The following is a 13,856-nucleotide window of genomic DNA, read 5'->3' as shown; positions in this document are numbered from 1 at the left end:
CCGTCCCGGCAGGGACGGGCCTCGACGCGTGCCGGGGGGCCGCGCTCGCGTCTCCGCCCGGGGTACCCGGTTGCGCCCGGGGTCTGCCCGGGGTGCCGGGCTGTGCCTGGGACTCCGTCCGGTCCTGCGCCCGGGTTGTCTCCGTCCGGGCGCTGCGCCGGCCGGCGGCTCCGCACGGGCTGCGGTCCGGGCCTCCGCACGGGCTGCGGTCGGGGCCGGCCGTCCGGGTCAGTCGGCGACCGGGACGCCCGGCGTGACCAGACCGCGCCCGCCGGTGCGGGTGTTGTCCGCGTGCACCGTCGTCGGGCACGACGGGGAGTGGTGCGGGGCGTGGATGGCGTACCGGTCCGGGCCGGTCGCGCCGGTCAGGTCCGCGTGGTTGTCGCGGAAGACCGTGCCGCACCCCCAGCCGGGCCGCTGGCTGTGCACTTCGAAGCCGTTGTTCAGGGTGGACCGGCCGGTGTTGCCGGAGACGAGGACGCCGTTGCCCTTCACGTCCACCCATGAATCGTCGTAGTGGACGCCCGTCATCCCGCGCCCGTCGAAGACGTTCCCGACGATCCGCGCGCCGGTGGTGCCCTCCTTGATGTCGACGCCCTCGCCGCCGACCCCCGGGCCGATGGTGTTGTCCTCGATACGGATGTCGTCGCTCCGGTCCGACAGGTCGTTCGCCGTCCCCACGTACACGCCCTCGCCCATGCCCCGGCCGTCGCGGCCCGTGTCGTGGATGTGGGAGTTCCGGATGACGCCGCCGGTGCTGGACGAGCGGAAGTGGACGCCTTCCATGGCCAGGCCGTGGACGGTGACGGAGTCGATGACGACCCCCTTCGCCCGGTCCGTCATGATCCCCTTCTGCCCGCCGGTGACCGTCACGCCGTAGACGGTCCAGTACGAGGCGCCGTCGAGGTGCAGGCCGTAGCCGCCCGTCGCCGTGAGGACGGCCCGGGAGGAGCCGGTGAGGACGATCCGGGCCGAAGGCGTGCCGGGGACGGTCGCCTTGAAGTTGCCCCGGTACGTGCCGTCGGCGAGCCGGATCGTGTCGCCGGGGCGCGCGGCGGCGAGCGCCGCCTTGAGCTGCGCGGCGGTGGAGACGTCCACCACGGCCGCCGCGCCGGCGGGGTGCGGGAGCGCGCCGGCGCGTGAGGGGGCCGCGGTGGCCGCGGTGACGGTGGCGGTCGCCGTCAGGGCGAGGGCGGTCGCGAGCAGGCAGGGGAGCAGCGGTGAGGGGCGCATGATGGGGCCTTCCCGTCCAGTTCTCGTACGTGTACGCCGGCGGGATGCTGAACGCGCGCGCTGTCCCGAGACCGTAGGGACGGGTGAGGGGCATGTCAAGGTCTGGACCAAACGGCCAAAGGGTGGTTCGTGCCCGGGACATGGGCGCCGCGGGGAATGTCAGTGGCCCGTGCGACGTTCTCCGGTAGGACACGAGGAGGAGCGGTAATCGTGCTTGATCCGCAGGATTTGTACGCATGGGAGCCGAAGGGCCTGGCGGTCGCCGACATGGCGCTCGCCCAGGAGTCGGCCGGCCTGATCATGCTCTATCACTTCGACGGATACATCGACGCGGGCGAGACCGGCGAGCAGATCGTCGAGAGCCTGCTGGAGACCCTGCCCCACCAGGTGGTGGCCCGCTTCGACCACGACCGGCTGGTCGACTACCGGGCGCGCCGCCCGCTGCTGACGTTCCGCCGCGACCGCTGGACGGGGTACGAGACGCCCGCCATCGAGGTCCGCATCGTCCAGGACGCCACGGGCGCGCCCTTCCTGCTCCTGTCCGGGCCGGAGCCCGACGTCGAGTGGGAGCGCTTCGCCGTCGCGGTCCGGCAGGTCGTGGAGCGCCTCGGCGTGCGCCTCTCCGTCAACTTCCACGGCATCCCCATGGGCGTGCCGCACACCCGGCCCGTCGGCCTCACCCCGCACGGCAACCGCGCCGACCTCGTACCGAGCCACCGCAGCCCGTTCGACGAGGCGCAGGTGCCGGGCAGCGCCGCCGCGCTCATCGAGTACCGCCTGTCCGAGGCGGGGCACGACGTCCTCGGCATCGCCGCGCACGTCCCGCACTACCTGGCCCGCTCGGCCTACCCGGACGCCGCGCTCACGGCCGTCGAGGCCGTCACCGCCGCCACGGGCCTGGTACTGCCGACCGTCGCGCACGGCCTGCGCACCGCGGCGCAGCGCACCCAGACGGAGATCGAGCGGCAGATCGGCGAGGGCGACGAGGAGCTGGTCGCCCTGGTGAAGGGGCTGGAGCACCAGTACGACGCGCTCGCCGGTGTGGAGACCCGCGGCAGCCTCGTCGCGGAGCCGGTGGACCTCCCGTCCGCCGACGAGATCGGCCGCGAGTTCGAACGCTTCCTGGCGGAGCGCGAGGGCGACAACCCGTGACCCCGCCGGTCGGCCGCCGCACCCCGCACCACGGGGGAGCGGCGCGTCCGGCGGGCGCCGGGGCGGGGGCGCCCCGGCCCGGACCGGGTGGGGGCGGCGGGCGCAGGTCCGCACGCGGCGCCTAAGCTTCCGCCCATGCTGACCGTAGGTCTCACCGGTGGAATCGGCGCCGGCAAAAGCGAGGTCTCGCGCCTCCTCGTCTCGTACGGCGCCGTCCTCGTCGACGCCGACCGGATCGCCCGTGAGGTCGTGGAGCCCGGCACGCCCGGCCTCGCCGCGGTCGTCGAGGCGTTCGGGCCCGGGATCCTCACGCCCGAGGGCACGCTGGACCGCCCCCGGCTCGGCTCCATCGTCTTCGGCGACGCCGAGCGCCTGGCCGTGCTGAACGGCATCGTCCACCCGCTCGTCGGCGCCCGCTCGGCCGAACTCCAGGCGGCCGCCGCGCCCGACGCCGTGGTCGTCCACGACGTCCCCCTGCTGACCGAGAACGGCCTCGCCCCCCTCTACGACGTCGTCGTGGTCGTCGACGCGTCCCCCGCCACCCAGCTCGACCGGCTCGTACGGCTGCGGGGCATGTCCCCGGACGAGGCCCGCGCCCGCATGGCCGCCCAGGCCACCCGCGAGCAGCGGCGCGCCGTCGCCGACTACGTCATCGACAACGACGGCCCCTTCGAGGCCCTCGAACCGCGGGTGCGCAAGCTGTGGGAGGAGCTCACCGCGCGCTCCGCGGACACGGCCCCGGAATAGGCCCCCCGCCGGGGATGTTGAACGGTCGGAGCGAGGGGAAGGAATCCACCGTGCCCGACAGCAACCCGGAGACCCACGTCATCGACTACCGGGCGGCCGAGCAGCTGCTCGCCGCACGCGACCCGCGCGGCGCCGTCAAGCTGCTCGACTCGGTGATCGCGGCCCACCCCGAGAACACCGCCGCCCGCCTCCTCCGGGCGCGCGCCTTCTTCGCGGCCGCCCAGCTGCGCCCCGCCGAGCTGGAGTTCGAACTGGTCCTGGAGCGCGAGCCGGACAACGCCTTCGCCCACTTCGGGCTGGCCCGCACCCTCCAGCGCGCCGGCCGCCCGCAGCACGCCCGGCGCCACTTCCGGCTCGCCGCCGCCCTCGATCCCAAGCCGGAGTACGTCGAGGCGGCCCGCTTCGACGCCGGCGACTGACGCGGCCGACGGGCTCACCGAACGCCCGCACGGCGGCCGTACGGCAAACGCCCGCACGGCGGCCGCGCCCCGCCCGCCGGGCGGCCGTGCGCCAGGCCGGGCCCCGCCCGCCGCCGGCCGCCGCGAGCACTGGGCGCGCGGCGATCCGCCGTCGCCCGGGGCCCGGTCAGGTCCCCGGCGGGCGCTGCTCCGGCCGGTACGGCTCGTACGGGGGGACGCTCGGGCCCGGCTGGTAGCGCGCGCCCTGCCGCAGATGGCGCACGACCAGCACCAGGTCGGTCACGACCACGAGCGCCAGGACCCCGCAGGCGACCGCCCACCCCGTCCGCCCCAGCACCGCGAACGCCACCGTGCCGCCCAGCGCCCACAGCAGGCCCCACACCCCGAGCCACAGCCGCAGCCGCAGGGGGCTGCGCGCGGTGACGGGTTCGTTTCCACTGCGCATGGTCATCACCCTCCGCCCCCGCGGGTACCCGTCCGGGGGCTCCCGACCCACCGCCGGCCCCGTTGTCAGACCCCCACCGTAAGGTCGGTGAGCAGGGAACACGACCGTGGCCCGGCGACCGGCAGGGGAGGTGAGGGAGCATGCGGGACACGACCGCCTCGCCGCCCGCGCACGCGGTGCGCGGCCTCGCCGCCGTGTTCCTCCCCGCGGCCCTGCCCCGCGAGGGGCGCGTCGCCTTCTGGGCCCCCGACGGCCGCCCCCTCCCCGAGGACGTCCCCGGCGGCCCCGCACCGGCGCTGCCCGGCGGCCCGGTACCGGCCCTGCCCGGCCGCCCCGGCCCCGTACCGGTACCCGCGCCCGCCCGCGTACCGGGTCCGGGACCCGCACCGGCCGCGGAGGCCGGCACGCTGACGGTCGTACGACCCCGGGGCGACGGCGTCCGCAGCCACGACGTGCCGGCCCTGCTGCTCCCCGTCGCGGACGCCCTGCCCCTGCTCGCCGCCGCCCGCCACGACCCGCACGCCCACCCGGCGACGGCCTGCTGGGGCGCCGCCGCCCTCCACGGCCTGCACCTCGTCGCCCGGGGCCGCCTTCTGCCCGGCCTCACCGCCGACGACCTCGACGCCTGGCGGGCCGGGCCGCTGGACGCCGACGACATCGCCCATCTGCGCGCGGTCGCCGCCGCCCTGCCGTACGAGGGACACGCCGTCCCCCTGCCCGGCCGCCGTCCGCTCCATCTGCCCGAGCCCGAGACGCTCGTCCGGGCCTTCCTCGACGCCGTCGCCGACACCCTCCCGCGCACACCCGCCGCCGCGCACGCCGCGGGCGCGCCGTTCGCCGCCCGGGAGCCGCAGCGGCTGCCCGGGGCGCGCGCCTGGGCCGCCGAGGCCGCCGCCGGCATGGACGCGGGCGTCCGCGTCTCGCTGCGCCTGGACCTCTCCTCGTACGACCTCTTCGACCGCACGCCGGACGACGGGGACGGCGGTGGGTTCGGTGACGGCGGCGACGGTGAGGACGGCCGGGACGGCTGGGACGGCGGCAGGGGCCCCCGCGCCGGCGACGGCGCGGGCGGCGAGCGGCGGGCCGCCGCGGCCGTCGTCCAGGTGCACAGCCTCGCCGACCCGGCCCTCGTGGTCGACGCGGCGTCCCTCTGGGCCCCCGGCGGGGACGAGCACCTCGGCCCGCGCGCCCGCGTCGACGCCGTCCTGGCGCTGCGCCGCGCCGCCCGGGTCTGGCCGCCGCTCGCCCGTCTCCTGGAGCGCCCGGTCCCCGACGTCCTCGCCCTGTCCGAGGAGGAGCTCCACGAGCTGCTCGGCCCCGCCGCGCCCCGTCTCGACGCCGCCGGCGTCACCGTCCACTGGCCGCGCGAGCTCGCCCGCTCCCTCACCGCCTCCGCCGTCGTCCGCCCCGCCCCCGGTTCCGCCACGGACGGCACGGCCTTCTTCGACAGCACCGAACTGCTCCGCTTCGACTGGCAGCTCGCCCTTGACGGGGACGCCCTGACCGAGCGCGAGATGGACGCCCTCGCCGAGGCGCACCGGCCCGTCGTACGGCTGCGCGACCGCTGGGTCGTCGTCGACCCCGCCCTCGTCCGCAAGGCCCGCAAGCGGCAGCTCGGCCTGCTGGAGCCGGTCGACGCCCTCGCCGCGGCGCTCACCGGCACCGCCGAGGTCGACGGCGAGACGGTACCGGCGGTGCCCGTCGGCGCCCTCGCCGACCTGCGCGACCGCCTCGTCGCCGGACCCGCCCCGGGCCCGCCGCCGGACGGTCTCGACGCGACCCTGCGCGACTACCAGCTGCGCGGCCTCGCCTGGCTGGACCTGATGACCTCGCTCGGCCTCGGCGGCTGCCTCGCCGACGACATGGGCCTCGGCAAGACGATCACGCTCATCGCCCTGCACCTGCGCCGCGCCCGCCGTGAGCCGACCCTGGTCGTCTGCCCCGCCTCCCTGCTCGGCAACTGGCAGCGCGAGATCCACCGCTTCGCCCCCGGCGTCCCCGTGCGCCGCTACCACGGCGCCGGCCGCACCCTGGAGGGCGCCGAGGGCGGTTTCGTCCTCACCACGTACGGCACGATGCGCACCAGCGCCGGCCGGCTCGCCGCCCACCCGTGGGGCATGGTGGTCGCCGACGAGGCGCAGCACGTGAAGAACCCCTTCTCCGCCACCGCGAAGGCGCTGCGCACCATCCCCGCGCCCGCCCGGGTCGCGCTCACCGGCACCCCCGTCGAGAACAACCTCTCCGAGCTGTGGGCCCTGCTCGACTGGACGACCCCCGGCCTCCTCGGCCCCCTCAAGACGTTCCGCGCCCGGCATGCCCGGGCCGTGGAGAACAGCGAGGAGATCGAGAACGAGCAGGCGGTGGAGCGGCTCGCCCGGCTCGTGCGCCCCTTCCTGCTGCGCCGCCGCAAGTCCGACCCCGGCATCGTGCCGGAGCTGCCGCCGAAGACCGAGACGGACCACCCCGTTCCCCTCACCCGCGAACAGGCCTCGCTCTACGAGGCGGTCGTCCGCGAGACCATGGACGCCGTCACCGGCGCCGAGGGCATGGCCCGACGCGGCCTGATCATGAAGCTGCTCACCTCCCTCAAGCAGATCTGCAACCACCCGGCGCAGTACCTGAAGGAGGAGCCGTCGCGCCTCGCCGGCCGCTCCGGGAAGCTCGCCCTCCTCGACGAGCTCCTGGACACCGTCCTGTCCGAGGACGGCGCGGTCCTCGTCTTCACCCAGTACGTCGCCATGGCCCGCCTCCTGACGGCCCACCTGACCGCCCGCGGCGTCCCGTCCCAGCTGCTGCACGGCGGCACCCCGGTCGCCGAGCGCGAGCGGATGGTCGACCGGTTCCAGTCCGGCGACGTCCCGGTCTTCGTCCTCTCCCTGAAGGCCGCGGGCACCGGCCTCAACCTCACCCGCGCCGGCCACGTCGTCCACTACGACCGCTGGTGGAACCCGGCCGTCGAGGAGCAGGCCACCGACCGCGCCTACCGCATCGGCCAGACCCAGCCCGTCCAGGTCCACCGGCTGATCGCCGAGGGGACCGTGGAGGACCGGATCGCGGAGCTGCTCGCCGGCAAGCGCGCCCTCGCCGACGCGGTCCTCGGCTCCGGCGAGGCCGCCCTCACGGAGCTGACCGACCGGGAACTGGCCGACCTCGTCTCCCTGAGGAGGCCGTCATGACCCCCCAAGTGGACCCGCGCCGCGGTCGTGCCGGAGCCCGCGGCCCGCTGCCCCTCCACGACGACCGGCGCCGCACCTTCCCGCAGCTCCCGTCCGTCAGCGGCGGCGGCGAGGACGGCGCGTTCGCCGCCACCTGGTGGGGCAACGCCTGGGTCGCCGCCCTGGAGGCGACCGCGCTCGACCCCGCCCGGCTCGCCCGCGGCCGCGCCTACGCCGGCCGCGGCCTCGTCGACGCGATCACGGTCACCCCCGGCCGCGTCACCGCGTACGTGCACGGCAGCCGCGCCCGCCCCTACCGCACGCAGATCCGCCTGGGCGTCCTCGGGGACGACGACTGGGAGGCGTTCCTGGACGCCGCCGCGGCCCGCCCCGACCACATGGCCGCGCTCCTCGACAAGGACGTCCCGCACGCGCTCGCCGACCGCACCGACCTCCTGCCGCACGCCGGCGACCTGATCCCCGACTGCTCCTGCCCCGACGACGGCTACCCCTGCAAGCACGCCGCCGCCCTCTGCTACCAGGCCGCCCGGCTCCTCGACGAGGACCCCTTCACGCTCTTCCTCATGCGCGGCCGCGGCGAGCAGGAGATCCTCGCCGCGCTCGGCCACCGCAGCGCCGCCCGCTCGGCCGCCGAGTCCGCCGCGGCGCCCCCGCCGCCCGTACCGGCCGTCCCGGCGCGCACCGCGGTGCGCGCCGTGCCGCCGGCGCCGCCCCCACCGCTGCCGCCCCCGGCCCGCCCCGGCCGCCCGCCCGCCTATCCGGAGGCCCCCGGCGCGCCCGACCCGCTCGCCCTGGAGCTCCTCGCCACCGAGGCGGCCGCCCGCGCCCACGCGCACCTGACGACCGGCCGCGACCCCGTCGCCGACCTCACCCCCTGGCAGGACGCCGTCCGGCTGGCCGCCGCCCACCCCGGGTCCGGCCTCACCGCCTCCACCCGCGCCCTGTACCGCGACCTCGCCGCCGCCCTCGACCGCACCCCGGCCGACCTGGCGCGGGCCGTCGCAGCGTGGCGGCAGGGCGGCCCGGCCGGGCTGGCCGTGCTGGAGGAGCCGTGGGACCCGCCCGCCGGCCCCTTCGACCGGGCCCGGCCCGCGCTGATCGCCGCCGACTTCCCGCACTTCCGGCCCTGGCGCAACCGCCTCTCCACCCCCGGGCTCCAGCTCCGCTACGGCCGCGACGGCCTCTGGTACGGCTACGAGTCCGACGCGGGCCGGGAGGACTGGTGGCCGCGGGGCACACCGGACTCCGACCCGGTCGGCGCTCTCGCCCAGCTCCTCGGCACGTGACCGGTAGGCTGCGTCGACTACTGGCGATCGACCGCAGGGGGCCGTGGTGGAAGCGGAGTTGGTGGCACTGGCGGCGGCGGGGGCGAGCGCCCTCGTCCAGCAGATGGTCGGAGAGGCATGGGAGCAGACCAGGGGCCGGGTGGCCGCGTTCCTCGCCCGCCGTTCCGGCCGCGACGTGACGGCGATCGACGGTGAGTTGGAGGAGGCGCGCGCCGACCTCGTCGACGCCGAGGCCTCCGGCGACCCGGACGCGCGCGCCGAGGCGCTCGCCGAGTGGCGCGGCCGCATGCGCCGGGCCCTGCGCAACGACCCGCGGGCGGCGCAGGAACTGCGCGCGCTCCTCGCCGAGTTGGGTGACCGTGAGCCCGCCACCAGACAGGTCGTCGAGACGCACAACCACATCAGCGGGGGCACGTACTACAGCACGGTGATCCAGGCGGGCACCGTCGACCGGGGCGACCGCGGCGGCACGCAGCCCGGATGACCCGCACCCGGCTCGGCGTTCCGCGCCCGGGCGGGCCCGAGGGGACCAGCCGCCGGGCCACCCGACCGGGCCCGCCCCGCCGGGCCACTCGACCGGGCCCGCCCCGCCGGGCCATCCGACTGGGCCCGCCCCACCGGGCCCACCCCGCCGGGCGACCCCACCGGGCCCACTCGGCCGGGCGCCACCTGACCGGGCCCGCCCCCTCTCGGGCCGCCGGGCCTCGCCCGCAGGAGCGGCGAACGCAGAGGTCATGGGACAGATCGGCCAATCGTCGCTCGATGGGGTGAAAGAGGCCCGCCACATAACCCGTCCGGGTGTCGACGCGTTATCCGGGGTGCGGGCGAGTGCCCGCGAACGTCTTCGGAAGGCAGGAAGCCATGCGGCACACTCGCCGAAATGGTCTGGTCACTCTGATGGCCACGAGCGGCGCGCTCGCGCTGGCCGTCGGTGCGGCGCACGCCGACGCTGACGCGTCCGGCGTCGCGGCCGACTCCCCGGGGGTGATCTCCGGCAACGCGGTGCAGTTGCCGGTGAACGTCCCGGTCAACGTCTGCGGCAACACCGTGAACGTGGTCGGCCTCCTCAACCCCGCGGCGGGGAACACCTGCGTCAACAAGGGCTCCAAGGGCTCGTCCCACGGGGCGCACAAGGACCGGCCCGGCTCCGGCCACGGTTCCGGTCACGGCGGTGGCCCGGGCGCCCAGGGCGGGGGGAACGGCGGCGGCGCGGACGCCGACGCCGCCATGGTGGGCTCGCCCGGTGTGATCTCGGGCAACGGCGTCCAGCTCCCCGTCGACCTCCCGGTCAACGTCTCGGGCAACTCGGTGACCGTCGTCGGCCTCCTCAACCCCACGTTCGGCAACACCTCCGTCAACAACGGCGCCAAGCCGCCGCAGGTCGTCACGCCGCCGAAGCCCCAGGAGCCCACGACCCCGCCGAAGGGCGACAAGCCGGTCGTGCCGCCGGCGCCGGAGCACGAGCCCGCCCCGGCCGCGCCCGCCCCGGCCCCCGCCGCGGAGGGCCCGTCCCTCGCCCTCACCGGCGCCGGCGACCTCGTCGGCCTGGCCGCGCCCGCCGCGGGCATGCTCCTCGCCGGGGCGCTGCTCTACCGTCGCTTCCGCCCGGCGGCCGGGCGCGCCTGACCGCCCGCCCCGCCCGGCGACGCGGGACGTGGGTCACCGCCGCCAGGACGCCAGCACCGCCTCGACGGCCGGTGCCACCCGGACGCGGGCCTGGCGGCGCGGTACCCCCGCCGCGAGCAGCGCGTCGTACTCCGTGTCGCGGTGTCGCACCGACGCCCGGACCGCCGCCGTGACGGCGCGCTCGTCCAGGGCCCGTCCCGCCGCCGTGCGGCCCACGCGGCCGCTGCCGCGGGCCGACGTGTGCGCGGCGATCTCCGCGGCCCGGTCGGCCGGGCACCCGGGGAACAGGCGCCGCACCTCCGCGGTGACCGCGGCCGTGAAACGGACGTCCGACGCCGCCCGGCGCACCGCGTCCCGGGCCCGGCGCCGGGCCCTCGCCCCGGCGTCGGCCAGGCAGGCCGCCTCCGCCCGCGCCAGGGCCGCCTCCTCCACGAGGATGCCCTGGCGCTCGTAGCGCGTACGGCGCCTGTCGTGCCGGACGACCACCGCCCACACCTCGCCGGCCTCCCGGGCCCTGCGGGTGAGCGCCGCGTCGCCCCGCGGCAGGTAGACCAGGTGCCCCAGGCCCACGCAGTCCAGGCAGAGGGGCACCGAACACCTCAACACCATCCGCCGCAGCGGGCCCTCGCGGCACTCCGCGCAGTGCGCGCGCGGCCGACGCGGCTCGACGACCACGATCGGATCACGCGGCACAGCACCTCACCACCCCCGCCGAACGCTCCCGCGTCGGTGGGGGTGTGCCCGCCGGGCGACCGCCTCCAAACGACGGGCGCCGGGCGGGCCCCGGGCCGGCGTGCGTCGTGAACGGGCCGGTGGCCGCGACGGGAGGCGTGCGTCGTGGGGCGGGCCGGGGGAGGTGGGCGAGCCGGGGAGGCGGGCGCCGTGGACGGTTCGGGGGCGGCGAGCGTCGTGCGGCGAGGGCGGCGGGCGGCGTGGGCCTACTGGCGGTAGCCGCTGAGGAAGCGCCCGATCCGGCTGATCGCCGCGTCCAGGTCGTCGGCGTGCGGAAGCGTCAGGATGCGGAAGTGGTCGGGGCGCGGCCAGTTGAAGCCCGTGCCCTGGACGACCTGGATCTTCTCCCGCAACAGCAGGTCCAGGACGAACTTCTCGTCGTCGTGGATCGGGTGCACCTTGGGGTCGAGGCGCGGGAAGGCGTAGAGCGCGCCGCGCGGCTTGACGCAGGAGACCCCCGGGATCTCGTTCAGCTTCTCCCAGGCGAGCAGCCGCTGCTCGTGCAGCCTGCCGCCCGGCGCGGTCAGCTCGTCGATGGACTGCCGGCCGCCGAGCGCGGCCTGGATGGCGTATTGCGCGGGGGCGTTGGGGCACAGCCGCATGGAGGCGAGCATGGTCAGCCCCTCCAGGTAGTCCCGCGCGTGCTGCTTCGGCCCGCTGACGACCAGCCAACCGGAGCGGAAACCGGCCACGCGGTACGTCTTGGACAGGCCGCCGAAGGTGAGGACGACCAGGTCGGGGGCGAGCGCCCCGGCCGGGTGGTGGACCGCGTCGTCGTACACGATCCGGTCGTAGATCTCGTCGGCGAGGACCATCAGCTGGTGGCGGCGGGCCAGGTCGAGGATGCCCTCGATCACCTCGCGCGGGTAGACGGCGCCGGTGGGGTTGTTCGGGTTGATGATCACGACGGCCCTGGTGCGGTCGGTGATCTTCGCGGCCATGTCGTCCAGGTCCGGGTACCAGTCGGCGGACTCGTCGCAGACGTAGTGCACCGGGCGACCGCCGGCCAGCGTGGTCGCCGCCGTCCAGAGCGGGAAGTCGGGCGCCGGGATCAGGACCTCGTCGCCGTCCTCCACCAGGGCCTGGACGGCCATGGAGACCAGCTCGGAGACGCCGTTGCCGAGATAGACGTCGTCGACGCCGATGCCGGTCAGGCCCATGGACTGGTAGCGCTGCGCCACCGCGCGGCGGGCGGACAGGATGCCGCGCGAGTCGGTGTAGCCGTGGGCGCGGGGCAGCATCCGGATCATGTCCTGGAGGATCTCCTCGGGCGCCTCGAACCCGAAGAGGGCGGGATTGCCGGTGTTCAGGCGCAGGACGGTGTGGCCCGCCTCCTCCAGTGCGTTCGCCTGTTCGATCACCGGGCCCCGGATCTCGTAGCAGACCTCGCTCAACTTGCTCGACTGCCGGAACTCCATCTGGCGACCTCCCCGGAAACGGTGTTGCTTGGTTTTACCAAGTGAGAGCTTGGAAAGTCCAACAAGATGGCTAGACTGCGTCGCATGCCACGCCCGAGCACGCGTTCCGCCGACCGCCGCCGCAGCTACGACCAGTACTGCGCCGCCGCCCGCGCCCTCGACGCGGTCGGCGACCGCTGGACCCTGCTGATCGTCCGCGAACTCCTCGCCGGCCCCCGCCGCTACACCGACCTGCACGCCGACCTGCCGGGCGTCAGCACCGACATGCTGGCCTCGCGGCTCCGCGACATGGAACGCGACGGCCTCGTCACCCGCCGCCGGCTGCCGCCCCCCTCACCGGCGTACGTCTACGACCTCACCGACCGCGGTCACGACCTGCTGCCCGTCCTGCGCGCCCTCGCGCGCTGGGGCGCCCCCGCCCTCGACACACCCCGCCCCACGGACGCCGTCCGCGCCCACTGGTTCGCCGTCCCGCTCCTCGGCGCGCTGGAGGCGGCAGGCGAGCCGGGCACCGCGGACGTACGCCTCGACGAGGGCGTGTTCCACGTCCGCCTCGGGGACGACGGGACCGTCGCCTACGGGGACGGCCCCGCCGACGCGCCCGACGCCCGGCTGCGCATGGACGCCGCCACCTGCGCCGCGGTGGGCGGCGGCGAACTGACCGTCGCGGAGGGCGTGAAGGCCGGCCGGATCGAGGTGGCGGGGGAGAGCCCGCTGGCCGCCGCGCTCCGGGGCGAGACGGCCCGCGGTTGACGGCACAGGCTCGGAGGCGAGCGGGGGCGGGCCCTCGACGGCGGCGGGTGGACCGCGGGTGCGGGGACTGGGCCCCGGGGGCAGGGCGCCGAGTCCGGGGTCGTGGGTGCGGGACGGCGTCCGGGGCCGGGGCAGGGGCAGGGGCGGTGCCGGTACGCGCCCGCGCGGCCGCCGCCTTGGCAGGATGGGGGGCGTGCGACTCGAACCGATCACCTGGGAACGGCTCACCGACGCGCTCGCCGAACACCTGGACGGCCTGCGCCCGGCCGACGGCGGCCCCTGGCTGAAGGTCGCCGTCGACGGCGCGCCCGCCGCCCGGCCCGGCGAACTCGCCGACGCCGTCGCCGCGGAGCTGCGGCTCCTCGGGCGGGACGTGCTCGGCGTCGCCACGTCCGGCTTCCTGCGCCCGGCGTCACTGCGGTACGAGTACGGCAAGGAGGACCCCGACGCGTACTACGGCGGGTGGTTCGACACCGGCGCCCTGTGGCGCGAGGTGTTCGCCCCGCTGGAGCCCGGGGGCGACGGCCGGGTCCTGCCCGACCTGTGGGATCCCGCCACCGACCGCGCCACCCGCAGTGCGTACCGGCAGCTGGCCCCCGGCGGCGTACTGCTCCTGCACGGCCCGTTCCTGCTGGGGCACTGGTTCCCGTTCGACCTCACCGTGCACCTCAGGCTGTCCCGGGCGGCGCTCGCCCGCCGGACGGCGGAGCCGTGGACGCTGCCCGCCTTCGAGCGGTACGAGACGCAGGTCGGCCCCGTCGACGCCGCCGACGTGGTGGTGCGTGCCGACGACCCGCGCCACCCCGCCTGGACCGGCCTGCCCTGACGCCCCGGGCCGCAGCCTTCGGCCGCCCCGCCGCCCCGCCGCC

The 13,856-nt window shown here is 76.6% G+C and carries 13 protein-coding genes; 9 read left to right on the top strand and 4 right to left on the bottom strand.

Annotation, left to right across the window (positions count from 1 at the left end; genetic code table 11):
- Positions 1–228: 228 nt before the first annotated feature.
- Positions 229–1,233, bottom strand: coding sequence for a right-handed parallel beta-helix repeat-containing protein (locus NRO40_RS06635; protein ID WP_058945233.1), 1,005 nt, complete (start codon positions 1,231–1,233; stop codon positions 229–231).
- A 210-nt stretch (positions 1,234–1,443) separates the two neighbouring features.
- On the opposite strand from NRO40_RS06635, the gene NRO40_RS06630 reads away from it, so the two are divergent.
- The 3 genes from NRO40_RS06630 (at position 1,444) to NRO40_RS06620 (ending at position 3,551) form a co-directional block, all read left to right on the top strand.
- The gene (locus NRO40_RS06630) at positions 1,444–2,385 is read left to right on the top strand and encodes a PAC2 family protein (RefSeq protein ID WP_058945232.1); all 942 of its coding nucleotides are present in this window, start codon (positions 1,444–1,446) and stop codon (positions 2,383–2,385) included.
- A gap of 135 nt (positions 2,386–2,520) precedes the next feature.
- Positions 2,521–3,132, top strand: a complete 612-nt coding sequence (gene coaE, locus NRO40_RS06625; RefSeq protein ID WP_058945231.1) for a dephospho-CoA kinase — start codon at positions 2,521–2,523, stop codon at positions 3,130–3,132.
- 50 nt (positions 3,133–3,182) lie between these two features.
- Positions 3,183–3,551 (top strand): tetratricopeptide repeat protein, encoded by a 369-nt coding sequence (locus NRO40_RS06620; protein ID WP_058945230.1) that lies wholly within the window; start codon positions 3,183–3,185, stop codon positions 3,549–3,551.
- Between the two features lie 166 nt (positions 3,552–3,717).
- On the opposite strand, the gene NRO40_RS06615 is transcribed toward NRO40_RS06620, so the two are convergent.
- Complete coding sequence (locus NRO40_RS06615; RefSeq protein WP_058945237.1) at positions 3,718–3,996, bottom strand: DUF6343 family protein; 279 nt, start codon at positions 3,994–3,996, stop codon at positions 3,718–3,720.
- A 140-nt stretch (positions 3,997–4,136) separates the two neighbouring features.
- On the opposite strand from NRO40_RS06615, the gene NRO40_RS06610 reads away from it, so the two are divergent.
- From NRO40_RS06610 to NRO40_RS30515, 4 genes are all read left to right on the top strand, one after another.
- A complete protein-coding gene (locus NRO40_RS06610) occupies positions 4,137–7,172 on the top strand; it encodes a DEAD/DEAH box helicase (RefSeq protein ID WP_058945229.1) in 3,036 nt (1,011 codons plus the stop codon).
- Positions 7,169–8,458: an SWIM zinc finger family protein gene (locus NRO40_RS06605; protein ID WP_257375350.1), complete on the top strand. Its 1,290-nt coding sequence runs from the start codon at positions 7,169–7,171 to the stop codon at positions 8,456–8,458. Before NRO40_RS06610 ends, NRO40_RS06605 begins: the two co-directional genes overlap by 4 nt.
- A gap of 46 nt (positions 8,459–8,504) precedes the next feature.
- Entirely contained in the window at positions 8,505–8,942 is a 438-nt protein-coding gene (locus tag NRO40_RS06600; RefSeq protein ID WP_058945283.1) for a hypothetical protein, read from the top strand.
- A gap of 377 nt (positions 8,943–9,319) precedes the next feature.
- Entirely contained in the window at positions 9,320–10,084 is a 765-nt protein-coding gene (locus NRO40_RS30515) for a chaplin (RefSeq protein ID WP_058945281.1), read from the top strand.
- 33 nt (positions 10,085–10,117) lie between these two features.
- On the opposite strand, the gene NRO40_RS06585 is transcribed toward NRO40_RS30515, so the two are convergent.
- Together NRO40_RS06585 and NRO40_RS06580 are read right to left on the bottom strand one after the other, a co-directional pair.
- Entirely contained in the window at positions 10,118–10,777 is a 660-nt protein-coding gene (locus tag NRO40_RS06585; RefSeq protein WP_058945280.1) for a DUF2293 domain-containing protein, read from the bottom strand.
- 245 nt (positions 10,778–11,022) lie between these two features.
- On the bottom strand, positions 11,023–12,234 hold the full coding sequence (locus tag NRO40_RS06580) for a pyridoxal phosphate-dependent aminotransferase (protein ID WP_058945279.1): 1,212 nt from the start codon (positions 12,232–12,234) through the stop codon (positions 11,023–11,025).
- A gap of 66 nt (positions 12,235–12,300) precedes the next feature.
- Between NRO40_RS06580 and NRO40_RS06575 the strand changes: the two genes are divergently transcribed.
- Both NRO40_RS06575 and NRO40_RS06570 read left to right on the top strand, forming a co-directional pair.
- On the top strand, positions 12,301–12,987 hold the full coding sequence (locus NRO40_RS06575) for a winged helix-turn-helix transcriptional regulator (protein ID WP_058945278.1): 687 nt from the start codon (positions 12,301–12,303) through the stop codon (positions 12,985–12,987).
- Between the two features lie 193 nt (positions 12,988–13,180).
- The gene (locus NRO40_RS06570) at positions 13,181–13,813 is read left to right on the top strand and encodes a nucleoside/nucleotide kinase family protein (protein ID WP_058945277.1); all 633 of its coding nucleotides are present in this window, start codon (positions 13,181–13,183) and stop codon (positions 13,811–13,813) included.
- Positions 13,814–13,856 lie beyond the last annotated feature (43 nt).

The organism is Streptomyces changanensis (assembly GCF_024600715.1).
GTDB lineage: Bacteria > Actinomycetota > Actinomycetes > Streptomycetales > Streptomycetaceae > Streptomyces > Streptomyces changanensis.
The sequence above is the reverse complement of the archived record's forward strand: the minus strand, read 5'-3'. Positions and strand labels throughout refer to the sequence as shown.